Source organism: Leifsonia psychrotolerans, from assembly GCF_013410665.1.
Lineage (GTDB): Bacteria > Actinomycetota > Actinomycetes > Actinomycetales > Microbacteriaceae > Cryobacterium > Cryobacterium psychrotolerans_A.
Genome location: NZ_JACCFM010000001.1, coordinates 3,734,004 through 3,758,799, shown reverse-complemented (window position 1 = coordinate 3,758,799; position 24,796 = coordinate 3,734,004). Strand labels below are relative to the sequence as shown.

Here is a 24,796-nt window from a genome sequence, read left to right as displayed (position 1 = left end):
CAGACCGACACAGTCCAGACCGACAGAGTCCGGACGGGCAGCGACTCCGGACAGAGCGACTTCTGACAGAGCGGGCTAGATGCCCTGCCAGGTCGGCTTGTGCGCCCAGGCATGCGTGTAGTAGTCGAGGTTCTTCAGCTTGCTCGCGGCAGCGGCGTCAACGATGACCGTGACATGCGGATGCAACTGAATCGCCGAACCGGGCTGGCTGGCTGTCATCGGGCCTTCGACGGCAGCCGCGATGGCCTCGGCCTTCCCCTCGCCGAACGCGAGCAAAACCAGGTGACGGGCTCGCGCAATTGTGCCGAGGCCCTGCGTGATGCAGTGCATCGGAACGTCATCGGGCGAGTCGAAGAAGCGGGCGTTGTCTTCCCGGGTCTTCTCGGTCAGGGTCTTCACGCGGGTCAGCGAACCGAACGAGGAACCCGGTTCGTTGAAGCCGAGGTGGCCCGTGCGTCCGATGCCGAGAATCTGTACGTCGACTCCTCCGGCTTCAAGAATGGCAATCTCATATTCCAGACCCGCCGTCTCGATGGTCTCAAGATCGCCGTTGGGAACGTGAACGTTCTCGGGCGTCAGCCCCAAGGGTTCGACAACCTCGCGGGTGATGACAGCGCGGTAGCTCTCGGCATGTCCGGCGGGCAGACCGACGTACTCGTCGAGGGCAAAGCCGCGCACCCGGCTGACGTCAAGCGGCTTCTCGGCGAACGAGGCCGCTAGGGCCTGGTAGACAGGAATCGGCGTCGAACCGGTGGCGAGACCCAGCACCGCATCCGGAGTGCGTTCGATCAGAGCCCGAATCGACTCTGCAACGAGCCGACCTGCGGCGGCCTCATTCTCGACAACTACAACCTCAGCCATTGGCTTCTCCAAGTCCTGCGGAACCGATCACCGCTGATTGAATCTTACCCGAATCAATCACAAAGGATCAGCGCGCGAGGCGCTCGAGAAGGGCACGTCCGACGAGACGGGAGGCCCCGAAAGTCGCAATGTCGGCGTAAGCACGGTCATCGGCGGGCCAGCCCATGTCGATCACCAGCACCTGACGTCCCTCAGCACGCAGGCGGTCGATGATCTCGCGGGCGAATGGATACCGATGGTTTGCCTTGCCGATGACGACCACCGGCATCCTTGCGGCGAGGACCAGTTCGGTGCTCTCGCCCTCCGTGACTGTGACGGTCGGCTGCGCGTTCCAGAACATGCCGAGCGGCGAGGTCGGGTGTGCTGCGACCTCGGCACAGGGGCCCCAGGGCGCATCCCCGACAGCGATGTTGTTGACCGTTTCGAGTCGAACCACAGAGAACGCCGGATGCGCCGCGGCCAGCCAGGTGTGGGCGTTGATGCTCAGGTCGAATGAGTCGATGACCCGACTTGTGTCAAAGCAGGGCTCGTCGATGAGCTGGGCATATTCCGTAATCGGAATGCTCTCGAAATCCTGTGTCGTTTCAGCCGCGAACTGACGCACACGCTGGGCCGCATCGGCCAAGCGGTCCTTCGAAAGCACACCATCATCAACCGCTGCGCGCACCGCGGCCTCGATGGCGTCCAACTGTTCGGCGGTGTTCTCGGTTCCGATGCAGAGCAAATCGCAGCCGGCGGCCAGCGCCGCCGCGGCCGCAGCCGGAATGCCGCGCTCTCCGCTGGCACCGATCATGTCGAGCGCATCGCTCACAATCACCCCGTCGAAGCCTAGTTCGGCACGGAGGAGGCCGCCCAGAATCTGTCGCGAGAACGTCGTCGGGTTCACGGCGTCAATCTGCGGCAACAGAATGTGGCTCGTCATGATTGTTTTCGAGCCCGCTTCGATGGCCGCACGGAACGGAAGAAGTTCGCGCTCCCGCAGCATCTCGAGAGACACGTCGACGATCGGCAGGGCGAGATGCGAGTCCAGTGCCGTGTCGCCATGACCCGGAAAATGCTTCGGGCTCGCGGCGATCCCCGTGCCTTGAAGTCCGCGCACCCATGCGGCAGAATGCGCCGCGACCCGTTCGGGGTCGGTGCCGAAGCTGCGCACGCCGATGACGGGGTTGTCCGCGTTCGAGTTGATGTCGACATCCGGCGCGAAGGTGAGAGTGCAGCCGGTCTTACGCAGCTCCCAACCGACCATGCGGCCCACCTCTTCGGTGTAGCTCAGATCGTTCAACCGACCGAGAATCGCGTTGCCCGGGTAGGGCGAACCCGAGGAATAGTGAAGGCGGGTGACGTCGCCGCCCTCCTCGTCGATCGCGATGACGGCCAGCGGGTTCGCCTCACGAATTGCGGCTGTCAGTTCGCGTAGCTGTGTGGCTGAGGCGATGTTCTGTCCGAAAATGCAGACCGCACCGAGGCCGTCGCGGAGGCGCTCGGCCAGCCACTCCGGCAACGTCGTGCCGAGGAAGCCCGGCATGAGCGTCGTGACGATCTGGCGATGCACCGTATCGGTCTCTGCTGAATTGTGCGCCAGGGTCAACCCTTGACCGCCCCACTGACCAGCCCGCTGGTCATACGCCCCTGAACGAAGAGGAAGAAGATGATGACAGGAACAGCAACAAGCGTCGATGCGGCCATGACCTGGCCCCAGTCGGTCGCACGGCTGGCACTGGCCTGGATGAATCCGCGCAACCACAACGGCAAGGTCTGACTCGACCCGTCCTGCAAGATCACGAGGGCAACGGTGAACTCGTTCCAGGCCTGCAAAAATGCGTAGACGCCGGATGCCACGAGCCCCGGCGCGAGCAGGGGGAAGGTAATGCGCATGAACGCTTGCGTGCGACTCAATCCGTCGATCATTGCCGCCTCTTCGAGGTCGGCCGGTACGCCGGCGACGAAGCCGCGCAGCATCCAGATTGTGAACGGCACGACCGCCGCGATGTAAATGATGCTCACGCCGACGATCGAGTTGAGCAGATTCAGGCTGCCCATCAACTTGTACTGGGCGATGAAGAGTCCTTCAGCTGGCAGCATCTGGATCAGCAAAACGGCCAGCACGAACGCCTTGCGACCCCGAAAGCGGAAGCGGCTGATCGCCAGCGCCCCGAAGAAGGCGAAAATCAGGCAGAACGTCACGGTGATCAGTGCGATGGCCGTGCTGATTCCGAGCGCCGGCAGAAATGTTCCACCCCGGAAGACCGCCACAAAATTGTCGAATGACCCGCCGAACGGCAGCCAGGTCGGGGTGGTCTTCTGCAACACCACGTTGGGCAGCAACGACGAGTTGAGCATCCAGTACACCGGGAACACCCAGATCACCGAGACGATGACACCCACCACACCGAGCGCGATGCGGCTCGGCTTGAAGCGACGGTTGCCGCTGCGGGTTGATGTCACGCGCGGTGACACAGCAACGGCAGGCGCTTGGATCGGCGCGGCCACCAGCGTGGCCTGCGATTCGGTCAGTTCCGAGGTCATGACTCGTCCTCCTTGAGCATGTTACGCACGTAAGCCCAGCTCAGCGCAACGGTGAGAATCAACACGAAGACCGAGACGGCACTGGCCATGGCGAAGTCGCTCGAGCCCACGCCGAGTTGGTAGATGTAGGTGCCGAGCAGGTTGGTTTCGGATGCGATCGAGCCGGCATCCTGCAGCAGCCTGATCTGGGTGAACACGCGCAGATCCCAAATCACCTGCAACAGCATGATGATGGCCAGCACGGGTTTGATGATGGGCACGATGATGTACCGGAGGCGCTGCGCGGGGGTGGCACCGTCCATCTGGGCGGCTTCGAGAACCTCGGCCCCGACCTGGCTGAGCCCGGCGTAGATCGAGAAGGCCACGAACGGCACGCTCATCCAGACGACGATGATCATGGCGATGAAAAAGAACGAGAGCGGATCTGCCAGCCAGTTGTGGTTCTGAAAGTCGAAGCCGAGGCCGACCAGAACGTTGTTGAGTACGCCGCGGCGCCAGTCGATGAGCCAGTTCCAGACGGTCATCGCTGCAACGACAGGCATGGCCCAGGCCAGAAGCAGCGAGATCTGAATCGTGATGCGTACTCCGGCGTTGACGGCATTCATCAGCAGGGCCAGCAGGGTGCCGACGACCATGGTGACGGCAGCGGTGACCAGGCAGAAGGCAAGCGACCGGGCGACGACAGTCCACATGTAGGGGTCTTGAAAGAGTGTGATGTAGTTCTGGAACCAGACAAATTCGGCGGGCTGGCCGAACTGTTGGGCCAGACCGAACTTCTGCATCGACGTGACGAACTGCCAGATGAGCGGATAGCCCAGGGCGAGCACGAGAATGGCAATCGCGGGCAAGATCAGTAGGTAGGGCGCTGGCTTCCACCGTTTGCGTCGCCGCGCGACGCTGATTGGAGCTTTCCGGTCAAGCACGGAGTCATGCGTGGTCACGGTCTGCCCTCCTTTCATAGTGCGGCCGAATACGGGTGTTTTCGGCAGTGTGGCCGAGCGAGACGAGAGTTTCCGCCTCGCCCGGCCACACGGATGACGAGTGTTACTTGCCGTTCAACATCGGAGTGATCTTCTTGTCGTACTCCGCTGCGAGGGCCGCGAGATCGGTCGAGTCCTTGATCTTGCTGAAGAACTCTTCGAGCACGAGCGAGCCCTCAACGGTGGCCCAGCCCGGAGCTGCGGGGGTCAGCTTCGAGTTCGAGGCGGATTCGATAAGTGCCTTCGCAAATTGGTCGTCGCCGAGCGAGTTGACGTAGTCACTGTTTGCCGGGCCGAGGCCGTTCTTGCCGAGCATGTTCTGGTAGTCCTCGGAGAAGATGATCTTCATGAGCGACTTGGCCAGGGCCGGGTTCTTACTCTTCGCGGAGATACCGATGTTGGACCCACCGGCAAAGACCGGTGCGGGCTTGCCATCGTTGCCAGGCAGCGCAAAGACTCGGTTCTTGGTGTCATCCCAGGTACGCGTGGCCTTGCCTTCAGCGTCGGTGCCGAGCGTGCCGATCGACCAGTGAGCCCAGGTCGGGGCCATGATCGATGCAGCGGCCAGCGAGGTGGAGGAGGTCACAGCGCCGTCGGCATCCTTGATCTCATCGCTGTCGTTGAGGTAGATGTACTGGTTGCTGTCCTTGGCATCGTTCGGTGCGTTGGAGGCGCTCTTGTACAGTTCCTGCAGCTGAGCGAGGCCCTTCTGCGTGTTGTCGGAGGCGAGAGTGGACGTCCACGTGCCGTCCTTCACTGTCGCAAGCTCTCCGCCGTTGGCGAAGATCCAGGAGATGCCGTTGCGCCAGTCCTGGCCGCCCAGGTAGAAGCCGGAAAAGCCCGGGATCGCCAGGGGGTTGGTCTGCGAGATCGTGGCGACGGCTGCGTTGAACTCGTCCAGCGTCTTCGGCTGTTCGACACCGGCCGCGGTCCAGACATCCGAACGAGTGAAGACGGCGCGCGAACCGAAGTAGTACGGCAGCGTGTAATTCGCATCGCCCACCGTGCCGGCGTCGACGAACGACTGCAGCAGCTTCTCGCCGCCGAGCTCGTCGTACATGTCGGTGATGTCGAGGAACGCACCGACGTTGGTGAACGTCGGTGATTGGGTGTTGCCCATCTCGGTGACGTCGGGGGTGTTGTTCGCATCGGGCAGCGAGGTCGTCAGCTTGGTGACGAGGTCTCCCCAGTCCTGCTGCTGAATGTTCAGCTTTGCGCCGGTTTCCTTGTTGAATTCGGACTTCAAGTAGTCGCGCAGCGCGTCGGGGGTGTCACCGCCGGCGAGCCAGAGGGTGATGGTCTTTCCCGAGTTGTCGGCGCCGGCAGCATCGCCGGCCTCCGCGTTCGAGGAGCAGCCGGCGAGCACGAGAGCAGATGCTGTCGCCAAAGCTGCGAGGGAAGCGAGCTTTCTCTTCATGAGAGGTTCCTTTCGTGGATTGCCGATGTGCGCGGGTGCCACATCGATGGAGCGGTGGTGCAGGGGAACGCTGTGATTACGAGACCCCGAGTTGGCCAGAAAGCACCAAGGCGGCCGCGCCGCGCAGAACGATGTCCTGCCCGTGCGTGGTCATCCGAAGAGCGAGATCGCCGTGGAATTCGGCCATTGTTCGGCTTCGGAGTGTCTCGAGGGTCGCCTGTGAGAGCGTGCCGTCGAGAAGTTCTGGGGGGCCGGCGAGCACGATCTCCAGGAGATTGAGTGCGGCCACGATGGGCGCGAGCACGATGCCGAGTCGGCGGCCTGCTTCGGTTCGGATCTGCTCTTTGGCGATTTCGGCTGCCGCCGGAGTCAGATCCCGGTCGGCCTGCGCGAGTGCCGCGGTGAGGCGCGGGACGGCCAGCCAGGCTTCCAGGCAGCCGTGCTTTCCGCAGGCACATTCGGGACCATCATCGGTACCGACCACGACATGGCCGATCTCCCCGGCGGCGAATCGGTCGCCCAGAATCGTTCGGCCGCCCACAAGCAGCCCGGCCCCCACGCCGTTGCCCACGGTGATGAGCAGCAGGTCGCGGTCGGCTCCACCGAAACTGTGCTCGGCAAGCACTGCGGCGTTTGCGTCGTTGACGACGATGACGGGCAGGCCGGATGCGTCGTGCAGGAGTTGCTGCAACGGCACGCCCTGCCAGCCCAGGTTCGGGGCGGTCTGCACGACGCCGTGACGGTCGACGATGCCGGGCGACCCGACTCCAATGCCGAGAATAGGGGCGCCGGCGAGGGCGATGAGTCGGGCCAGCAGTTGCGACACTGCCTCGAGAGCGGCGTCACCGCGAGCACCGGCCCGATCGAGTTCGGCGCGCTGCCGCACGTCGCCGTCGAGACTGAGCACCGCCCCGCGCAGCACAGCGTAGTCAGAGAGGTCGAGCGAGATGATCTCAAAGGCCGACCTGTCGATATCGACAAGCATGGCCGGCTTGCCGGGGCGTGACTCTTCGCGCTGTCCGAGCTCGATCACGACACCTTCGACGATCAGCTCGGCGACAAGGTCAGAAATGGTGACCCGGGTGAGACCGGTCACACGGGCGAGGTCGGCACGGCTCTGTATTCCAGCGCGGTAAAGCGTCTGTAAAACCAGTGCACGGTTGTGGCCGCGGGCGTGCTCGGGAAGCACCTTCGCTCTGGTGCGAAGGGCGCGATCGTCGCCGATCCGCTGAGCTCCCGTAGCCGTCATGTTTGTTAGTAAATCTTACGAACTAACTAAATGCAAGCCAATCCACCGAATATGTCAGGGTTCTTTACTAAGTTGTGACCTCAGGCACGCTGAACCGAAGCACTGTCCGCCGTGACGGAACGCGCGGATCGGGACCCGCCGGCCGGCGTCAGCCAACGGCGACGTCAGGCGTTCCCGCGCGCGTCGGCGCAGGCACCCGCTGAACATGGGCATCCCGGCGCCCGCCGATGGCACGCAACGCGTTCAGGATGGCCGCGAGGTCCACGACCTCCTGCAGCAGGGCCCCGGCCGTCGCCGGGATGAAACCGAACGCTGCGACCAGCATGAGCCCCACGCTCAGCGCAATGCCAAGCCAGATGCTCTGCAGCGCCACGCGCACGGTGTCGTGACCAATCGCCACCGCGCGGGCGGTGCGTGAAATGTCGTCGACGAGAATGACGACATCCGCCGACTCACTGGCGGCCGTTGACCCCTTTGCTCCCATCGCGATTCCGACGTCGGCGACGGCCAGAACCGGAGCGTCGTTGACCCCGTCACCCACCATGATCACGGGGCGCTCGGCGATGCCGCGCACGAGGTCGACCTTGTCGCCGGGCAGGCAATCGGCGTGCACCTCGGTCACGCCGAGCGCATCGGCCACCTGGTCGGCCGTCGTCTGGGCGTCACCAGTGAGAATGAGGTTTCGTTTCACCCCGAGCGCGGCCAAGGCCGCAATCGTGGCCTTCGCGTTGGAGCGCACCGAGTCCCGCGCAATAATGCTGCCAGCGAAACGTCCGTCGATCGCAATGTAGATCGCCAACTCTCCGCCGACGAGTTCGGCGGCGGCCGCCTCCGGCGCATGCGAGGCGATGAACGACAGCTTGCCGACCGCAACCTCGCGGGTGCCGAACCGCGCGAGCACTCCGAAGGTGGCGACTTCGCTGGCCGAGTCGGCGGCCACCAGGTTCAGGCCGGCGTCTCGTGCGGCACGCATCACGGATGCCGCGAGCACGTGCGAGGAATATTGCTCGGCCGATGCGGCGAGCGCCAGAACTTCGTCGGCGCCAAACGGGGGCGCCGGGTTGACCGCGCTGATGGCGGGCGTTCCGGTGGTCAGGGTTCCGGTTTTGTCGAACACGACCGTGCGCGCCCGCGCCAGCGTCTCGAGCACTCCCCCGCCCTTCACGATCACGCCGTTGCGGGCGGCCCGGCTCATTCCACCGAGGAAGGCCACCGGGGCCGCGATCAGCAACGGGCAGGGCGTGGCGAGCACCAGCACCTCGGCGAAGCGCACCGGATTCCCGCTCACCAGCCAGGCCACCCCGGCGATCAGCAGCGAGACGATCGTGAACGGAACCGCGTAGCGATCGGCCAGACGCACCACGGGCGCCTTGCTCGCGGATGCCTCGGTGACGAGCGCCACGATGCGCTGGTACTGGCTGTTCTTTGCCGTAGCCGTGGCCCGCACGGTGACAGCGGCTGAGCCGTTGATGGCCCCGCTCATCACCGCATCGCCGGCCTGCTTGGTCACCGGGATACTCTCGCCCGTCAGCGACGACTCATCGAATGAGGCCTCCGGCGAGACCAGCGCGCCGTCAACGGGCACGATCTCTGCAGGGCGCACGAGCAGCAGATCCCCGATCATGACGGACGTCGCGGCAATGTCTTCGGCGTTGTCGCCGGCATCCGCTAAGCGATGTGCGATCTGCGGTGCGCGCGTGAGGAGGGCGTTGAGTTCGCGCGTGGCCCGGTTGGCCGCGAAGTCCTCGAGCGCCTCACCCCCGGTGAGCATGAGCACGATCAGAATGCTCGCCACATATTCGCCCACGACCACGGTTGCCACGATGGCTGTGATCGCCAGGATATCGATGCCCCAGTTGCCACTGCGCAGGTCTTTGACCATGCCCACCAGCTGTACCGCTGCAATCACGAGCGCGTAACCGCCGAACAGCCAGCCGACCTGCGTCGTCGCACCGGAGGTCCAGAGCACCAGACCGACCACAGCCACGACGAGGGTCGCGGTCACGAATGGGTATCGGCGCAGGAGCGAGGGAACGGATGGCATACCCATATTCTTCTCGCGCGGCATCCGTTCCACCAGCAAGGACAGGCTCCCCTACCCGCAGTTGCGGAGCCGGCCGGGTGGTCGCGGAGCGAGTGTCAGCGAGTGTGTCGAGTGTCTCGACACCCCGCTGAACTCGCCCCGCAGCTGCGTCACCGAATGGTGGGCGCCGCCGAGTGCCCGTGCGGTTTGGGCTTCTTCACGGTCAGCTTCTGAACCGCACTCACCGAGCTGGCAACCGTAGCAGTGCCGGCAAAGCTCGCCTGCACGGTGTAGCTACCCGCGCTCAGTCGAGGCAGGCGCAGCTCGCCCTGACCGCGCCGATCGAGCGTGACGGTAAATGTCGCGGGCCCGCTGCTCGCGCTCGTCACCGTCACCGTGATTGCCTGGCCGGAAACCCGGCCACTTGAGTCGAGTTCGACCCTGACCCTGACCCGATCTGACGTGGTCACTGTGTGACTGCGCAGATCGAGATCGAGCTTCGAGCCATATTTCACCATGACACGCGCAGAGGCTGCGGTCGCCGTTGGAACGCCCGCCTTCTTCGCCGTGACGACAACGCCCAGTGAGTGACCGCGGTCCTTCTTCATCACCGTGTAGTACCGGCCGGTCGAGTGACGAATGTTCACGCCATCGCGCTGCCATTGGTAGCTGAAGCTCAGCCCGGCGGTGTCCCACTCTCCCGGCTGGGCGGTGAGCCGCATGCCGACCTTCGCCGTTCCCGTGATCGACGGGGCGACGGTGTTCAGCGGCGCCTGCGCCGGCCCCGACGCCACACCGACCGCCGTGCTGAGCCCGGTGTCGCCGTAGTGAACGAGACCCAGATAGTCGGTCTCGGGAGCGAGGCCGCTCCATGAGGCCGTGTAACTGATCGGCACGCCCTGCACTGCCGGCAGCGGGTTGGGAGCGACGGCGAATGAGCCGACTCCACCAGTGGCCGGAACTGCGAACGTCGTCATGTCGAACGCGGTCGACCCGCTGAAGACCTCAACCAGCATCAGGTAGAACCCGGCATCCGGTGTGGGCAGGTCGACCCGCTCATCCGCTGAACTCGTCGCCGACTGCCAGCCGGCTACCGGCTGCCCGCCGTCACCATCCAACAGGTAGACCGTGAGGTCGAGATCGGCGGTGTCGTCGACGGAGTTCAGATCGAAGCGGGCAAGCTCGGTGCCCGCCGGCACCTCCACCTGGTAGCTGAACTGATCACCGCTCGCTCCCGATCCACTGTGCGGATCAGCGGGGTCTGCGGCGTTCGGCTGGCGAACGCCCGGAGCGAGCCCGACCGCACCGAGCGGGATGTCCCCGCTCGCCCCCGCCGTCACGCTCACGTCGACCGAGCCGCGGGTTCCCGTTCCGGCCACGGACTGCGGTGCCACCAGGGTGACCGGCTGCACCGCGACCGGGCTGTGCACCCGCGTGCCGTCACCGAACCAGTCGATCGAGCCGGTACTGAAGGCGTCGAGCGCGGCATCCGTTCTGCTGAACGTCACCGCGTAGCTGGCAGACTCACCGGCGGCGCCGAAGCTCAGCGTCGAGGGGACCACGGCGACGTCAATACCGGGCAGCCCGGTGACCTGTGCGCTGAAGTCGCCGGCTCGCGTCGCCGTCACCGTGCGGGTGATCGTCTCGGGCGCCGTCAGCGCGCCGACGGCGATCGAAGCGAGGTTGAGATTGCTCGGGTCGATCGGCGGCACACCGACGTCGTAGCCGATGCCGGCGATGAACGACCACCAGTCATCCGGACCGTTCAGATAGAGCAGGCCTGGTTCGAAGTAGCGAGTCGGATCGACGTGTCCTGCACCCTGCGCAAAGGGATCGGTCACCAACTCTCCGGACCCATCGACGGTGTCATACGCCGTCGTCATCATCGCCGACTTCACCTCTGCGGGAGAGGCGTTCGGCCGCTCCCCGAGGTAAAGCGCGGCAAGCCCGGCAATGTGGGGCGAGGCCATCGACGTTCCCGAGAGGAATTGGAAGGTCGGTGGAGCCCCTTCAGCATTGGCCCCATCGGCGAGGATCGCCACACCCGGTGCGGCAATGTCAGGCTTGAGGATGTCGCTGCCATCGGCCAACACCGGGCCGCGCGAGCTGAACCCGGCGACCTGCGGTGTCGGCGGTTCGTAGCTGGTGCTGTTGCCCGGGGTGAACGTGACTGTCGCGCCCGGCTCCGCCGCGTAGGCGAAGGTCGCATCCCAGTACATCGAGTCGAGGTGCACGGTCGGCACGGAATGATCGTCGGTGTCGATGGAACCCGGCGTCTTGTTGACGAGGAGCATCCCGATGCCGCCGGCCCGTTTGACCTCGGCGGACTTCGCCACCCTGTCGTAGACACCGCGCTGGCAGAACACGATCTTTCCAGCGGTGAGGGTTGGGTCGAGCGAGCCGGGTGCGCACAGCAGTGCGTCGACGGCGGCGGGCGCTGCGAGCAGATCTGCCCGGGCGAGCGGCCCCGTCAGCGGCGGAACTCCCGGCGTGATGTCGACCGTGATCGACGCGCCGGCATAGGCCATCCCGTTGCCGAGTGTGGCCGTCGCCTCATAACTCGGGATGGTGCTGGCCGCGACCGTGGTGATCCAGGGCGACGCGTTGTCAAGCGTCGAGGCGTCCGGGCCGGAGTTACCGGCGGCTGCCGCGACAAAGATGCCAGCACTCGCGGCACCCAGGAATGCGATATCCGTCGGCGATACCGTCGTCGTCGCCGAGCCGCCGCCGATCGAGAAGTTCAGCACGTCAACACCGTCGGCGACCGACTGGTCGATGGCCGCGAGCATGTCCGAGGTCGCGCAGCCGTCGTCGTCGGCACTCGCCGCATCCGGGCCCGACCAGCACACCTTGTATGCGGCGACCTTGGCGGCCGGTGCGACTCCGGAGATGAGACCGAAGTCACGGCCTGCGACGGATGCTGCGACGTCATGGTTACCCACGGCCGTGCTGGCCGTGTGCGAACCATGGCCGTCGCCGTCACGCGGCGAGACATATTCTCCGACGCTGGCGTCGCCGATCTGATCCAGCCCGAAGCCGCTCACGTAGTAGCGTGCGCCGATCAGTTTGGTGTTGCACGCGGCGGCAGTGAACTGCTCGCCCGTGACGCACTCGCCCGTGAAGGTTCCCCCGTCAGACTTGGCGAAGGTGATGGTTGTGCCGTTCAAATACGGGTCGCTTCCCGCCGTGGTGCCCAGCGGTTTTCCGGTGAACGACGGGTTCTCCGGGGCGATCCCGGTGTCGAGCACGCCGACCACGATGCCGTTGCCCGCCGCCTGCGGCCCACCGATACCAGCCCACACTCCGTCGTAGCCGGTCAGGCCGAGGAAGTCCACGGATGGCACTGCAGTCACGTGCTTGAGTTCGTCACGGGTCAGGGCGATGACCCCCTTGAGGGCGGAGAGCTCAACGGCCTGCCTGGTGCTGAGCTCTGCCGCGAACGCGTTGATCGCCAATGTGTAGGAGTAGTCGATGTCGGCCCCCACCTCGGCGGCGACCTGCTCCTGCCTCTCGGTGAGGAAGTCCGAATAACTCTGAGCATTCTTGCTCTGCGCATTTAGCCGCTCGCCAACATCCGGCTGCGTGGGCGCAAACCCGGTGACGCCGCCGTCGTAGGTGGCGACCGCGGCATCGGCCAACTGAACGATGTAACGGCCGGCCTCGAATCCGGTCACGGGCGGGCTGATCACACCGCCCAGCGAGCCGGCCGGAGCGGGAGCCGCGGTGGCAGCTGCTCCACCGAGCACGGTCGCGGCTGCAACCGCGGCAATCGTGAGGAGGGCTGCAACGCTGCGGCCGGTGTGAGTGAAGGATGTTCGCGCTGGGTGCTCGCCTCGTTGCGAACGGGTCCAGGGTTGGTTCAGCACGTGATTGTCCTCTCCGAAGGTGGAGCCAGAGCAACTACCCCCCAGTTGAGGGACAGTGGCACTGAAGTTAGCGGAGAATACCCTCCCCGCGGAAGGGGGTTGGTAATTTTGGCCAGCGAGGCACTGTACGCGTCAGTGCAGACATGCACGCATGCACTCATGCAGCTGTGCCTGCACGCACAAGGCCCCGATCGAAACGATCGGGGCCTTGTCTGCGGGGGCGCGTTACAGCGAGGCGATGGCCTCGGACAGCGTTGCCGACGGACGCATGACCGCGTTGGTCTTGGCCTCGTCGACCTTGTAGTAGCCGCCGATGTCCACGGGAGAGCCTTGGGGGGCGATCAGCTCCGCGACGATCTTCTGCTCATTGTCGCGCAGAGTCACGGCGAGGGGACCGAACGCGGCAGCGAGCTCGGCGTCATCCGTCTGCTTCGCCAGCTCCTCGGCCCAATACCGCGCAAGGAAGTAGTGCGAGCCACGGTTGTCGATGGTGCCCAGGGCGCGGCCGGGCGACTTGTTCTCAAGCAGGAAGGTGCCGGTGGCGCGGTCAAGGGTTGCGCCGAGAACGCGGGCCTTGGCGTTGTCGTTGACGTCGGCGAAGTGCTCGAAGCTCGCGGCCAGTGCGAGGAACTCGCCGAGGCTGTCCCAACGCAGGTAGTTCTCCTCCACCAACTGCTGCACATGCTTCGGAGCTGAGCCGCCGGCGCCCGTCTCGAAGAGTCCGCCTCCGTTGAGCAGGGGGACGACCGACAGCATCTTGGCGCTCGTGCCGAGTTCCAGGATCGGAAACAGGTCGGTGTTGTAGTCGCGCAACACGTTGCCGGTCACCGAGATGGTGTCCTCGCCGCGGCGAATCCGTTCGACCGACAGCGTGGTGGCCTCAGCGGGTGCGAGCACCCGAATGTCGAGGCCGGACGTGTCGTACTCGGGCAGGTACGCGTTGATCTTCGCGATGAGGTTCGCATCGTGCGCGCGGTGCTCGTCAAGCCAGAACACGGTGAGGGTTCCGGTCGCGCGGGCGCGGTTGACAGCGAGTTTCACCCAGTCACGGATCGCAACGTCTTTGGTCTGGCAGGCCCGCCAGATGTCGCCCGCCTGAACCTCGTGCTCAATGAGGGTTTCGCCCGCCGCGTTCACGACGCGGACGGTACCCGCCTCAGCGATCTCGAACGTCTTGTCATGGGAGCCGTATTCCTCGGCCTTCTGCGCCATGAGGCCGACGTTCGGGACGGATCCCATCGTGGTGGGGTCGTAGGCTCCGTGGGCGCGGCAATCCTCGATCACAGCCTGGTAAATTCCGGCGTAGCTGGAGTCCGGGATGACCGCAATGGTGTCGTGCTCGCCGCCGTCGGCGCCCCACATGCGGCCCGAGGTGCGGATCATGGCCGGCATCGACGCATCGACGATGACGTCGCTCGGCACGTGCAGGTTGGTAATGCCCTTGTCCGAGTTGACCATCGCGAGGCGCGGGCCGTCTTTCAGACCTTGCTCGAATGCGGCGCGAATCTCGGCGCCGTTGTCCAACGCGCCCAGTCCGTCGAGGATGCCGCCGAGGCCGTTGTTGGGGTTGAGGCCAGCCTCACTGAGCTCTGCGCCGTACTTCTCGAAGACGGCGGGGAAGAATGCGCGCACCACGTGGCCGAAGATGATCGGGTCGGAGACCTTCATCATCGTGGCCTTCAGGTGCACCGAGAACAGCACGTCCTCGTCCTTGGCGCGTTTGATCGCCTGGGCAAGGAACTCGTGCAGCTTCGCGACGTTCAAGAACGTCGCGTCGACGACCTCGCCCGCCAGTACCTTCACACCGGGGTGCAGGGTGGTCACGCCGCCGGCCGCGTTCACCAACTCGATGCGCAGAACGTCGTCGGCAGCGAGAACGACCGACTTCTCGTTCGCGAAGAAGTCATCGTGGCCCATGGTGGCGACGTTGGTCTTCGAATCGGCGGCCCAGGCCCCCATGCGGTGCGGGTACTTACGGGCGTACTCCTTGACCGAGTGGGGCGCGCGGCGGTCCGAGTTGCCCTCGCGGAGTACCGGGTTCACAGCGGAGCCCTTGAGCTTGTCATAACGAGCGCGGACATCCTTCTCGGCATCCGTCTGCGGGGCGTCGGGGTGATCAGGCAAGTCGTAACCTGCGGCCTGCAGTTCGGCGATTGCGGCCTTCAACTGCGGCACTGACGCGGACACGTTCGGCAGCTTGATGATGTTCGCTTCGGGCCGGGTGGCCAAGGCCCCCAGCTCGGCGAGCGCGTCACCGATCCGTTGCTCGTCGGTCAGGTTCTCGGGAAATGCGGCAATGATGCGGCCAGCGAGGGAGATGTCCCGTGTTTCGATGTCGACGCCCGCAGCCCCCGCGAAGGCGCTGATGATGGGAAAGAACGAGTGAGTGGCCAGCATCGGCGCCTCGTCGGTGTACGTGTAGATGATGGTGGGCATCGTGGGGCAGCTCCTTGGCGTTGCGTGCGACGAACTTGTCTTGATATCAAGATACAGGGCGAGGCTGGAAGGGGGAAAGTGAACGTCGTGCTGCGCGCACTGAGTCCGTTTGGAACGAGACGGATGGCGGCGGCTTCATGACCGTTTACGCCGGTCCGCCGGAAACCCGACTACCCAGTCGATCTGTCGCAGGTTACCCTGTTCTCATGAGTGAGCTGAGACTGGAAGAACTTTCCGCAGATAACATCGTTGCGGCCAATAGCCTGAGCCTGAAGCCCGGCCAGGAGCAATTCATTGCCCCCGTCTCTTACTCGGTTGCGGCATCCACGATCAATCCGGCCACCGCCTGGCAGCGGGTCGTGCTGATGGGCGACCATGTCGTCGGCTTCATCCACGGCAATTTCGACCCTGACGGCGAGAACGAAGAATTTCGCGCCTGCATCTGGCGCATCAACGTCGACGCCGAGGCTCAGGGGCAGGGCGTCGGCAAGTTCGCCGCCCACGCTCTGGCAGAGGAAGCCCGCCGTCGTGGCTTCGAGCGCATCACCGCAATTTGGGAAGCCGGCGAGGATGGACCAGAAGCCTTCTTCCACCGCATCGGCTTCACAGATGTCGACGAGACACAGTACGGCGAAACCATCGGCGCGTTGCAGCTGTAGGCCGGCTTGCCCCGGCGCATGGCTTCAGACGGCTCGTTCGTCACGGATGTTCTCGATCTCGTCTCCGAGATCCCATCCGGTCGAGTGATGACGTACGGCTCGGTCGCTGCGGCCTTCGGCTCACGCGGCGCGCGCCTCGTCGGTCAGATCATGGCTCGCTACGGAGCGGATGTTCCGTGGTGGCGGGTCATTCGCGCCGGCGGGCATCCCCCGGTCGGCCATGAGGAACAGGCGCTCGAGCACTACCGGATCGAGTCGACACCCCTGCTTTCGTCGACCAGCGAAGCCGGTTACCGGATCGATTGGCCGATCGCCCGCTGGAGCCCGGGCGACGCGTGACGGCTGGCTATCGGCGCGCACGAACCGCCGATGGCGAGAACCGCCGAACGCAACACACCGCATCTCGCACCACACCGCCGATCGCACCACACCGCCGATCGAGCGTGTCGAGATCACGCGACCACATCTCGAGACCGGCCCACCTGGTCTCGACAAGCTCGACCAACGGGAGCGCTCGACCAACGGGAGCGCGCGACCCACGGGAGCGCTCGACCCACGGGATGGCGCGACCCACCGAGCGGGTCGACCGTTGCCGCCGTACCGGAGCTACTTCACCGGCACGAAGTTGCACGCCAGATCGATGAGGAGGCGGGTGCCGAACCCCGTTGCGCCCTTCGAGCGCCACAGGTCATCGCTGTCGGACTGCATGGTGCTGGCGATATCGAAATGCACCCATGGGGTCTCGCCCACGAAATCGGCCAGGAACAGCGCCGCGAGCGTCGCTCCGGCGTACTTGCCGCCCATGTTCGACATGTCGGCCACGTCGGAGTTCAACTGGTCGCGGTATCGACGCTCCAGTGGCAGCTGCCAGATCGACTCGTCGGTGGCCTCCGAAGCGCTCATTGCCTGAAGGATCAGCTCCTGGTTGTTCCCGAGCACGGCGGCGGTGCGCTGGCCGAACGCCATCAGCGCCGCGCCGGTGAGCGTTGCGATATCGACGATGGCGTCTGGCGACTCCTCGCCCGCGAGCACGATTCCGTCCGAGAGCACGAGGCGACCCTCGGCATCCGTGTTCTTTACCTCAACGGTCGTGCCGCCACGAATTGTGAGCACATCGCCTAGCTTCATCGCCGAGCCGGACGGCATATTGTCCGTACACATCAGGAACGCGGTGACAGCGTTCGGGCAGTCAAGCGCGCGAAGGGCGATCATGGTTGCCAGAACGGCCCCGGCGCCGGCCATATCCATCTTCATGGCGAGGTGCATGGGGTCTGACGGCTTGAGGCTGATTCCGCCCGAGTCGTACATGATGCCCTTGCCGACGAGTGCGAGGTGCGCTGGAGCAGGAGACGACGCCTCGGCGGGCGTGTACACGATCTTGATCATGCGCGGTTCTTCGATGCTGCCGGCGTTGACCCCCAGCAGCCCGCCCAAGCCCAGCTCAGTGATCTGCTTTTTGTCGAAGATCTCGACTGCAAGGCCAGCGGCAGCACCCAGGCGCGCCGCCACATCCCCGAAGTCGGTCGCGGTGAGATGGCTGGGCGGGGTGTTTGCAAGGTCACGTGCGAGGTTCGCCGACTGCGCCAGAATCTCACCGGTGCGGATGCCAGCGGCCACGTCGGCCACCTGGCCGTCGGGAACGATGAGCTCGAGTGAAGTCAGCGCACTGTGCTTGCTGGTGGGCTTCAGTTCGGCATACCGGTAGCGAGCCAGGAGCACGCCCTCGGTGATCAGCTGTCCGAGACGATCGGGGGCCAGAGCGAACTCCTCGCCCGGGATCAGCCCGATGTCGGGAGCCCGTCGAGCGGCGCGAGCGAAGGCGGCAGCCGCGTCACGCAGCGTCGCCGCATTCTGCTCATCGGCTTTTCCTGCTCCGACAGCGATCAGCTCCGGCCCGCTGGGCTGCGGCAGGATCAGAGTCTGTCCGACAGCGCCGTCGAAGCCGGCCCGCGTGAGAGCGTCACGGTCAACCCCGAGTCCGTTCGGGACGACACCCGTCGTGCCGACGAAGTAGCCGAGGGCTCCGAGAGTCGCCCCCGGCTGCGTTGCAGCGGTCACCGTGGTGCTTCCGGCCGCATCCAGTGACGGCGTGGCGCTGAACGCGGAGGGGATGAGTTTATAGTCGCTGGGAGTCATGATCGGCGTTCCTTAGCCTTCGGTGGTACTTTGCGGTTGCGTGAAGCAGTACTGTCGTTCGCCACCGGTTCTAGGCGTGCGCCGGTGGGGCCGTGGAGGCTCTGACGATGAGTTCGGGGCGCAGAGTCGGCAGAATCCGCGGTTCACGTTTCTCGATCAGGTCGATCACCTGAATCGCCGTGGCGCGTCCCACCTCTTCGAACGGCTGTCGCACCGTCGTCAGAGCAGGCGTGGCATACGCGGCGAGCGCAATATCATCAACGCTGACCACCGAGACGTCATCCGGCACCGTGCGACCGGCTTCATGGAGCGCCCGGATCACGCCGAAGGCCATCTCGTCGCTCGACACGAAGACCGCGGTCACGTCGGGGATTGCCGCGATCGTCCGCCCGGCCCGGTAACCCGACTCGGGCGACCAGTCACCGGGAATGACCGGGGGCGGTGTGATGCCACGTTCCCGAAGCACCGCCTCCCACTCGTCACGGCGCAAACTCGACTCCTGCCAGAACTCGTCGCCCGAGACGTGCCAGACGGTGCGATGGCCAAGATCGAGCAGATGCTCGGTGGCGGCACGAGCGATGGCCCGCTGATCGATGAGCGCGCCGGTGCCGTCGCCATCGGTCTGTCGGTGCCCGACCGTGGGCGTGCGTTCCGTGCGCGTGCCGAGCGCTTCGGAGAGGAACCCGACCGGCGCGAGGATCACGATGCCCTCCGCGCCCTGCCGTTCCAACCGGTCAAAAGCCGCGACGAACGCCGCCGGGCCTGCGTGCTGGGTGACCCCCGCGGATGTCACCGCATACCCTTCATCGGCGGCGACCGCCTCGACACCAAGCACAATCGCACTCGTCGAATACTGGGCCGAGGAGATGGTGATCACGCCGATGGTGCGGCTGCGACCCGACGCGAGCGAAGCCGCGGCCGCGTGCACCCGGTATCCAACGGCCTCCACCGCGGCGAGCACGCGCTGCGCGGTCTCTGGGCGCACATTGGGGTGCCCCGAAACGACGCGGGACACCGTCTGCGTCGACACCCCGGCGGCTCGGGCAACATCAACTTGATTCGGTGCCCGATCTGGGTCAGAACGACGTGGCATGGCCCCAGTGTAGTGAGCGTTCACAGCACTGTCTCGAAAAGACCACACCATGGCATCCATTTTTGAGATAATGTGAACGCAAACATTTTTGCTTTGGGCAGTAATTGCCCCCAAAACAATAGGGAGGCCGCGGATGGCCGCGACCGACACTCACGTCTTAGTCGATTCAGCACCAGCGCTCACATATTGCGACAGCGTCCTTCTGCGTCGGGGGCAGCCGCACCGGATGCTCGCTGGCGCGCTGCACTACTTCCGTGTTCATCCCGATCTGTGGGAAGACCGACTGCGCCGTCTCGCCGCCATGGGGGCCAACACAGTCGACACCTATATTGCCTGGAATTTCCACGAGCAGACCGAGGGGGATCCCCGCTTTGACGGCTGGCGCGATGTCGAACGGTTCATCCGGCTCGCCGGCGAGATCGGCCTGGATGTCTACGTACGACCGAGCCCCTATATCTGCGCCGAATGGTCGAATGGCGGGCTTCCCGCCTGGCTGACCGCGCGCACCCGCGCTCCCCGCACGAGCGAACCGATCTACCGCCAGGCCGTTGAGACCTGGTATGCCGAGTTGCTCCCCCGGCTGGCCGCGCTCCAGGCATCCCACGGCGGCCCGATCGTGGCCGTGCAGATTGAGAATGAGTACGGCTCGTTCGGTTCCGATCAGGCGCACCTCGTGCACCAGCGGGACCTTCTTCGGCAGCACGGCATCGTCGAATTACTGACGACCGCCGACGGCATCACCGCGGAGATGCACGCGCATGGTTCGGTGGAGGGCGCTTTGCCCAGCTTCACCTTTGGAACCGGCGTTGCCGAGGCGGCGCGGCTGCTGCCCGAGGCCACCCCCTTCCTCTGCAGTGAGCTGTGGGGCGGATGGTTCGACCACTGGGGCGAACGCCACCACGTGCGCAGCCGCGAGAGCATGATCAGCACCGTCGACGAGCTTCTGGCCGCGGGCGGATCCGCAAGCATCTACATGGCGCACGGCGGCACCAATTTCGGGCTCTGGAACGGTGCGAACTGGGACGGCGTGCTTCAGCCGACGGTGACGAGTTACGACTCGGACGCCCCCATCGCTGAAGACGGGCGGGTCGGTACGAAATTCGAAGCGCTGCGCGCGGCCTTCGCTCCATTCCACGACGGCCCCCTGCCCGAGCTTCCGCCCGCGCCCCGTTTCCAGAAACCGCAGACCGTGCCGCTCCGCGCCGAAGCCTCGCTTATCGAGGCGGTGAATGCTCTCCCTGCTGGGGAGCCGCGCCCCCATCCCGCGACCTTTGAAGAGCTCGGGATCGCCGAGGGTCTCGTGGCTTATCAGACGAGCGCTGTCGTGCATGGCGAGACGGTTCTGACGGTGCAGGGCCTCCATGACCGCGCCACGGTGTACCTCGGTGACGAACGAGTCGCCATCCTCACACGCGACGGCGAGACCAGTACGGTGCTCCCCCCTGCCGACGGCCCCGTTGTGATCACGATCATCGTCGAGAACCTCGGCCGCATCAACTACGGCTCCAAGCTCGGTGAGCACAAGGGCATTCTGGACGGCGTCCTCCTCGGACGCCGCTACGCCCATGGCTGGACCCACCGGGTCCTGCCGCTTCAGGATCTGCACCCGACCGGTACGCCCGGAGTCGATGGCTACGCCTCTGCCGTCATCGATGTCACGGAGCCGGCCGATGCGTGGCTGGCGTTTCCCGGCGGAGTGAAGGCGCTGGTCTGGGTGAACGACTTCCTGCTCGGTCGGTACTGGAACGTCGGCCCTCAGGTCACTCTCTACGCGCCGTCACCACTCTGGCGCGCGGGGCAGAACGAGGTGCGCGTGCTCGACCTCGAACACCTCGGAACGACGATTGAGGTGCGCGATCAGGCCGAACTCGGCGCCGTCGAAGAGTTCATCGGGTCCTGACCGAGAAGCACGACGTGGGGCCCGCGGCACATGCCGCGGGCCCCACTGTTGTACGGCGTCCCCGTTGCTGCCGGTCAGCCCTTGACCGCTCCCGCTGCCAAGCCCGAACGCAAGAAGCGCTGCAGGCTGAAGAACAAAATGATCAGCGGGATCACGCCGAGAAGTGCCCCCAACATCACTGCGCCCTTGTCGGGCGAAAAATAGCTGATCATGCCGAACAGCCCGAGCGTCACGGGTTTGAGCTCCGGCGTGGAAACCATCAGCAACGGCAACAGGAAGTTGTTCCACGTTGCGACGAAGATGAACAAGAAGATGGTGACCATCGCCGGCGCCAGCAATCGCAAAACAATGGTGAAGAAGATCCGCACCTCACCCGCGCCGTCGATGCGTGCCGCCTCCAGTAACTCAGTGGGCACCGCATCCTGGGCGTAAACAATGCCGAGGAAGACCCCGAACGGGGACACCGCCGAGGGAATGATGATCGCCCACGGCGTGTCGACGAGGCCCAGAGCGTGAAACTCCAGATAGAGCGGCACCGTCAGCAGCGCGACGGGGAGCAGCAATCCGGCCATGATGACGCCGATCGCGACCGTCTTGCCGGGAAAGGCAAACTTGGCGATTGCGTAGCCCGCCATCACCGCAAAGAGTGTGCCGATCATACCGGCGCTCAGGGAATAGAAGATCGAGTTGCCGACCCACTGCCAGAACATTCCTTGCGTCCAGGCCATGAGGCTCTCGTAGTTCGCCGACAGGTTCCACTCGGCGAACCAGAATCCGAACGTCGAGGTGAGGTCGCGATTACTCTTCGTCGAGGCGATCATGAGCCAGAAGACAGGCGCCACGAAGTACAGTGTCGCCACGATGAGCACGGCGATTCCAATCATGCGCCCGACGGGACCCGGCAATGCCGACGTGGGAGGCCGCTCTGCCGCCGATTCTCGTGCCCGACGCTTCGAGGCCGCAATCACAGTACTGATACTCATGCTTTGTCTCCCTTCCGGCGCTGCAGCACGGCGTAAATGGCCGCAAGAAGTCCGGCAATGACCGCCATCAACAGCGAGTATGCCGAAGCCGGGCCGGTGCCCGAGGGTGAGACGGCTCCCATCATCGAGTTGTAGGTCAGCATCATCGGCGTATATTCCTTGCCCATCCAGGGGTTCGCCCCCTCCATGATCATCGGCTCGTTGAACAGCTGGATTGTTCCGATGATCGACAGCAACACGGCAAGCAGCGCAGCTCCGCGCACGAGCGGAATCTTGATCCGCGTCGCGATCTGCCACGCCGAGGCGCCGTCGAGACGAGCCGCTTCGAACAGATCCCTCGGAATTGTCTGCAGCGCGGCCAGGAAGATGAGCATGTTGTACCCGGTGTAGGTCCAGGTGGTCATATTCGCCATAGACAGCAGCACGGTACCCGGCGCCATCAGATTGGTGCCCTCGGGCAGATACTGCATGAAGGGCGAGACTTCGGGGGTGTATAGGTAGAGCCACATCATCGCGGCGATGACGCCGGGGATCGCAAACGGCAGAAAGAACGCGAGACGAAATCCACCCGGGCGACGCACGATGAACGAATCGAGCAGGAGAGCGAGCCCGAGTGCCGCAATGATCATCACCGGAACTTGGAACATTCCGTACAGCATGACCCGTCCCATTCCTGTCCAGAACGGGGCGCTGCCGATCGCGAGCGCGAAGTTGTCGAATCCGACGAAGGTATCGACCAGCCCACCGCCACCATAGAGGCCGTCGCCGCTCGGAAGCTGCGCGAACATCGACGAGTAGATCGAGACGACGATCGGCACGAGAAAGACGATGATGAACAACACGGCGAACGGAGCCATGAACATCCAACCGGTGAGAGCCTGCTGGCGGGCACCGCGCGTACGCTTCACACCGTCTCGCCTCGGAGGGCTGCCGGGCTCGCCCCGGTTCGGTGCGGACGGCGCGTTTTCTTCCGCTCGGTCGGCGGACGCGAGGCGGTCCTCAGTGGAAATGGTCATGCGGTGGTCGTCTCCTTCAACATCGTCTTCGACCTGCGGACCGGCGGATCACACGGTTCGCGTGTGATCCGCCGGACCGGCGTTCAAGCCGCCATGCGCCCTACGGTGCGACCGGAAGACCGAAGTCTTTCAATGTCGCGACGGCGGTCGTCTGTGCCGTCGTGAAAATGTCGGCGACACGTGCGCTGCCGTCAGCCACGCCGGCTGCGGTCTCGTTCATCTTGGTCAGCGAGGCGAAGCCCGGTGCATAGACGAAGTCTGGGTTCAGGTGCGAGGAGGCGGTGGCCAGCTCCGCGAGAACATCCTGACCGCCGAACTGACGCAGCATCTTCTCGCTCGTGGCCGGGGTGCCGTTCGCGGCGACAACCAGCCCCTGTGAGGCGAGGTCATCAATCTGAGTGTTGAACCATCCGGTGAACTCCATCGCCTCGGCCGGGTGCGCGCAGCCCTTCATAACGGCGACGCCGGACCCTCCATCAGGACCGGTCATAGCACCGGCGCCGAAGTCGGGCAGCTGGGCGACACGCCACTGGCCCTCGGCCGGCGTGCCGTCGAGGGAGTCGAGCAGGAAGCCGGCCTCCCACGCTGCGCCGACGTGCCCAATCAGGCTTCCGTTGTCCAGCGCCTGGGTGAATGCCTCACCCCAGCGCTCGGTGACCAGCGTCTGCTTGGTGTCGACCAGATTCTGCCAGAACGCAGAAACCTTCGCACTGCCGGCTCCTTCGGCCTTCACTGTCCAGCCGGCGTCGGTCGCTCCGAACCAGCTGTCGCCAGCCGCAGCAGACTGCGCTGACAGCCAGGAGAGAGCCTCATCCGGAGTGAACGCGGTCACATATTTACCCGTTGCGGCGGCGGTAGCGGCATCGCTGCTCAACTCGTCGATCGTCGTGGGAACCGGAAGGCCAAGCTTCTCGAATTCGGTTGCGTTGTAGTAGTAGACGAGGGGGCCGGTGTCCTGAGGGAGGCCCACGACGGCGTCGCCGACGCTCATCATCGCGTAGGCCCCGCTCGAGAAGTCGGACGAGTACTTCGCGGCCTCATCGGCCACGTCTTCGAGAAGTCCCTTGACGAACATCTGCGGCACCTCGGCGTAGCTGAGCTGTGCGAGGCAGTCGGCTTTTCCGGCCTTGACGTCGGTTTCGAGCTTCAGGATCATGTCCGTCGCTGCCCCGTCGAACTTCGTCGCCTTCACCTGGATGCTGGGGTTCTCCGCGTTCCAGCGCTTGACGATCTCATTCACCGGAGTCATACCTTTGCCGTCCGGCAGACGGTGCAGGTAGCTGATCGTGATGGGGTTGCTGTCGGTGGCGGCATCCGAGCTGGCGGCTGCGTTGCAACCAGCGAGCCCGAAGACCGAAATCGCCGCCACGGCCGCGACAGCGGCGGATCGGACGAAACGAGTGCTGTGTGTCATGTATCGCTCTCCTTTGAGGTGATCCCGGCCCCGCGGTGCACGAGGCAGACCCATCGGACGGCGCGCCGCATTCGCGCGCACTTCGCCAATGTGAATCAGATGAATGTTTGCGTTCACAATACTCTAATGTCGCGTAAATTCAAACGTCGAGCAGAATCTTTGGTTACAAATGTACAGCGCGAACACCTTCATGTTCGGGGCCCTGAGCAACTCTGGATGGGGGCCTGAATCGCGTAT

Annotated in this window: 17 protein-coding genes; 3 read left to right on the top strand and 14 right to left on the bottom strand. The window is 64.8% G+C overall.

Annotated elements, in window-relative coordinates:
• Nucleotides 1-75 precede the first annotated feature (75 nt).
• The 9 genes from HNR05_RS17045 to HNR05_RS17005 all read right to left on the bottom strand — a co-directional run bounded on the left by HNR05_RS17045 (nucleotide 76) and on the right by HNR05_RS17005 (nucleotide 15,358).
• On the bottom strand, nucleotides 76-861 hold the full coding sequence (locus HNR05_RS17045; RefSeq protein ID WP_179580275.1) for a glucosamine-6-phosphate deaminase: 786 nt from the start codon (nucleotides 859-861) through the stop codon (nucleotides 76-78).
• Nucleotides 862-928: 67 nt separating this feature from the next.
• The gene (gene nagZ / locus HNR05_RS17040) at nucleotides 929-2,413 is read right to left on the bottom strand and encodes a beta-N-acetylhexosaminidase (RefSeq protein ID WP_343062666.1); all 1,485 of its coding nucleotides are present in this window, start codon (nucleotides 2,411-2,413) and stop codon (nucleotides 929-931) included.
• A gap of 32 nt (nucleotides 2,414-2,445) precedes the next feature.
• Nucleotides 2,446-3,387, bottom strand: coding sequence for a carbohydrate ABC transporter permease (locus HNR05_RS17035; protein WP_179580273.1), 942 nt, complete (start codon nucleotides 3,385-3,387; stop codon nucleotides 2,446-2,448).
• On the bottom strand, nucleotides 3,384-4,328 hold the full coding sequence (locus HNR05_RS17030; protein ID WP_343062665.1) for a carbohydrate ABC transporter permease: 945 nt from the start codon (nucleotides 4,326-4,328) through the stop codon (nucleotides 3,384-3,386). The genes HNR05_RS17035 and HNR05_RS17030 overlap by 4 nt, the downstream gene beginning before the upstream one ends.
• A gap of 103 nt (nucleotides 4,329-4,431) precedes the next feature.
• Nucleotides 4,432-5,784, bottom strand: coding sequence for an extracellular solute-binding protein (locus tag HNR05_RS17025; RefSeq protein WP_179580269.1), 1,353 nt, complete (start codon nucleotides 5,782-5,784; stop codon nucleotides 4,432-4,434).
• A 76-nt stretch (nucleotides 5,785-5,860) separates the two neighbouring features.
• Nucleotides 5,861-7,033, bottom strand: a complete 1,173-nt coding sequence (locus HNR05_RS17020; protein WP_179580267.1) for an ROK family transcriptional regulator — start codon at nucleotides 7,031-7,033, stop codon at nucleotides 5,861-5,863.
• Between the two features lie 148 nt (nucleotides 7,034-7,181).
• Nucleotides 7,182-9,077, bottom strand: a complete 1,896-nt coding sequence (locus HNR05_RS17015) for a heavy metal translocating P-type ATPase (protein ID WP_179580265.1) — start codon at nucleotides 9,075-9,077, stop codon at nucleotides 7,182-7,184.
• A gap of 149 nt (nucleotides 9,078-9,226) precedes the next feature.
• Nucleotides 9,227-12,922, bottom strand: a complete 3,696-nt coding sequence (locus HNR05_RS17010) for a S8 family serine peptidase (RefSeq protein WP_343062664.1) — start codon at nucleotides 12,920-12,922, stop codon at nucleotides 9,227-9,229.
• Between the two features lie 225 nt (nucleotides 12,923-13,147).
• Nucleotides 13,148-15,358, bottom strand: a complete 2,211-nt coding sequence (locus HNR05_RS17005) for an NADP-dependent isocitrate dehydrogenase (protein WP_179580263.1) — start codon at nucleotides 15,356-15,358, stop codon at nucleotides 13,148-13,150.
• 206 nt (nucleotides 15,359-15,564) lie between these two features.
• On the opposite strand from HNR05_RS17005, the gene HNR05_RS17000 reads away from it, so the two are divergent.
• Together HNR05_RS17000 and HNR05_RS16995 are read left to right on the top strand one after the other, a co-directional pair.
• Nucleotides 15,565-16,017, top strand: coding sequence for a GNAT family N-acetyltransferase (locus tag HNR05_RS17000; RefSeq protein ID WP_179580261.1), 453 nt, complete (start codon nucleotides 15,565-15,567; stop codon nucleotides 16,015-16,017).
• 18 nt (nucleotides 16,018-16,035) lie between these two features.
• Nucleotides 16,036-16,356, top strand: a complete 321-nt coding sequence (locus tag HNR05_RS16995; RefSeq protein WP_179580259.1) for an MGMT family protein — start codon at nucleotides 16,036-16,038, stop codon at nucleotides 16,354-16,356.
• A gap of 267 nt (nucleotides 16,357-16,623) precedes the next feature.
• On the opposite strand, the gene HNR05_RS16990 is transcribed toward HNR05_RS16995, so the two are convergent.
• A complete protein-coding gene (locus HNR05_RS16990; protein WP_179580257.1) occupies nucleotides 16,624-18,153 on the bottom strand; it encodes a leucyl aminopeptidase in 1,530 nt (509 codons plus the stop codon).
• Nucleotides 18,154-18,223: 70 nt separating this feature from the next.
• Nucleotides 18,224-19,246 (bottom strand): LacI family DNA-binding transcriptional regulator, encoded by a 1,023-nt coding sequence (locus HNR05_RS16985; RefSeq protein WP_179580255.1) that lies wholly within the window; start codon nucleotides 19,244-19,246, stop codon nucleotides 18,224-18,226.
• 133 nt (nucleotides 19,247-19,379) lie between these two features.
• On the opposite strand from HNR05_RS16985, the gene HNR05_RS16980 reads away from it, so the two are divergent.
• A complete protein-coding gene (locus HNR05_RS16980; RefSeq protein WP_179580253.1) occupies nucleotides 19,380-21,146 on the top strand; it encodes a beta-galactosidase in 1,767 nt (588 codons plus the stop codon).
• Between the two features lie 74 nt (nucleotides 21,147-21,220).
• On the opposite strand, the gene HNR05_RS16975 is transcribed toward HNR05_RS16980, so the two are convergent.
• The 3 genes from HNR05_RS16975 to HNR05_RS16965 form a co-directional block, all read right to left on the bottom strand.
• Nucleotides 21,221-22,129: a carbohydrate ABC transporter permease gene (locus HNR05_RS16975; RefSeq protein ID WP_179580251.1), complete on the bottom strand. Its 909-nt coding sequence runs from the start codon at nucleotides 22,127-22,129 to the stop codon at nucleotides 21,221-21,223.
• A complete protein-coding gene (locus HNR05_RS16970) occupies nucleotides 22,126-23,145 on the bottom strand; it encodes a carbohydrate ABC transporter permease (protein WP_179580249.1) in 1,020 nt (339 codons plus the stop codon). The genes HNR05_RS16975 and HNR05_RS16970 overlap by 4 nt, the downstream gene beginning before the upstream one ends.
• Before the next feature lie 100 nt (nucleotides 23,146-23,245).
• Nucleotides 23,246-24,559 carry an ABC transporter substrate-binding protein gene (locus tag HNR05_RS16965; RefSeq protein ID WP_179580247.1) on the bottom strand — a complete coding sequence of 438 codons (1,314 nt, stop codon included), beginning with the start codon at nucleotides 24,557-24,559 and terminating at the stop codon, nucleotides 23,246-23,248.
• Nucleotides 24,560-24,796: the final 237 nt, after the last annotated feature.

Excerpts from the sequence above, each read along its gene's own strand:
- HNR05_RS16985 (WP_179580255.1), bottom strand. The coding sequence starts at position 19,246 with ATGCCACGTCGTTCTGACCCAGATCGGGCACCGAATCAAGTTGATGTT.
- HNR05_RS17015 (WP_179580265.1), bottom strand. The coding sequence starts at position 9,077 with ATGCCATCCGTTCCCTCGCTCCTGCGCCGATACCCATTCGTGACCGCG.
- HNR05_RS16980 (WP_179580253.1), top strand. The coding sequence starts at position 19,380 with ATGGCCGCGACCGACACTCACGTCTTAGTCGATTCAGCACCAGCGCTC.
- HNR05_RS17000 (WP_179580261.1), top strand. The coding sequence starts at position 15,565 with ATGAGTGAGCTGAGACTGGAAGAACTTTCCGCAGATAACATCGTTGCG.
- HNR05_RS17005 (WP_179580263.1), bottom strand. The coding sequence starts at position 15,358 with ATGCCCACCATCATCTACACGTACACCGACGAGGCGCCGATGCTGGCC.
- HNR05_RS16965 (WP_179580247.1), bottom strand. The coding sequence starts at position 24,559 with ATGACACACAGCACTCGTTTCGTCCGATCCGCCGCTGTCGCGGCCGTG.
- HNR05_RS16995 (WP_179580259.1), top strand. The coding sequence starts at position 16,036 with ATGGCTTCAGACGGCTCGTTCGTCACGGATGTTCTCGATCTCGTCTCC.
- HNR05_RS17045 (WP_179580275.1), bottom strand. The coding sequence starts at position 861 with ATGGCTGAGGTTGTAGTTGTCGAGAATGAGGCCGCCGCAGGTCGGCTC.
- HNR05_RS16975 (WP_179580251.1), bottom strand. The coding sequence starts at position 22,129 with ATGAGTATCAGTACTGTGATTGCGGCCTCGAAGCGTCGGGCACGAGAA.
- HNR05_RS17025 (WP_179580269.1), bottom strand. The coding sequence starts at position 5,784 with ATGAAGAGAAAGCTCGCTTCCCTCGCAGCTTTGGCGACAGCATCTGCT.
- HNR05_RS16990 (WP_179580257.1), bottom strand. The coding sequence starts at position 18,153 with ATGACTCCCAGCGACTATAAACTCATCCCCTCCGCGTTCAGCGCCACG.
- HNR05_RS17020 (WP_179580267.1), bottom strand. The coding sequence starts at position 7,033 with ATGACGGCTACGGGAGCTCAGCGGATCGGCGACGATCGCGCCCTTCGC.
- HNR05_RS16970 (WP_179580249.1), bottom strand. The coding sequence starts at position 23,145 with ATGACCATTTCCACTGAGGACCGCCTCGCGTCCGCCGACCGAGCGGAA.
- HNR05_RS17035 (WP_179580273.1), bottom strand. The coding sequence starts at position 3,387 with ATGACCTCGGAACTGACCGAATCGCAGGCCACGCTGGTGGCCGCGCCG.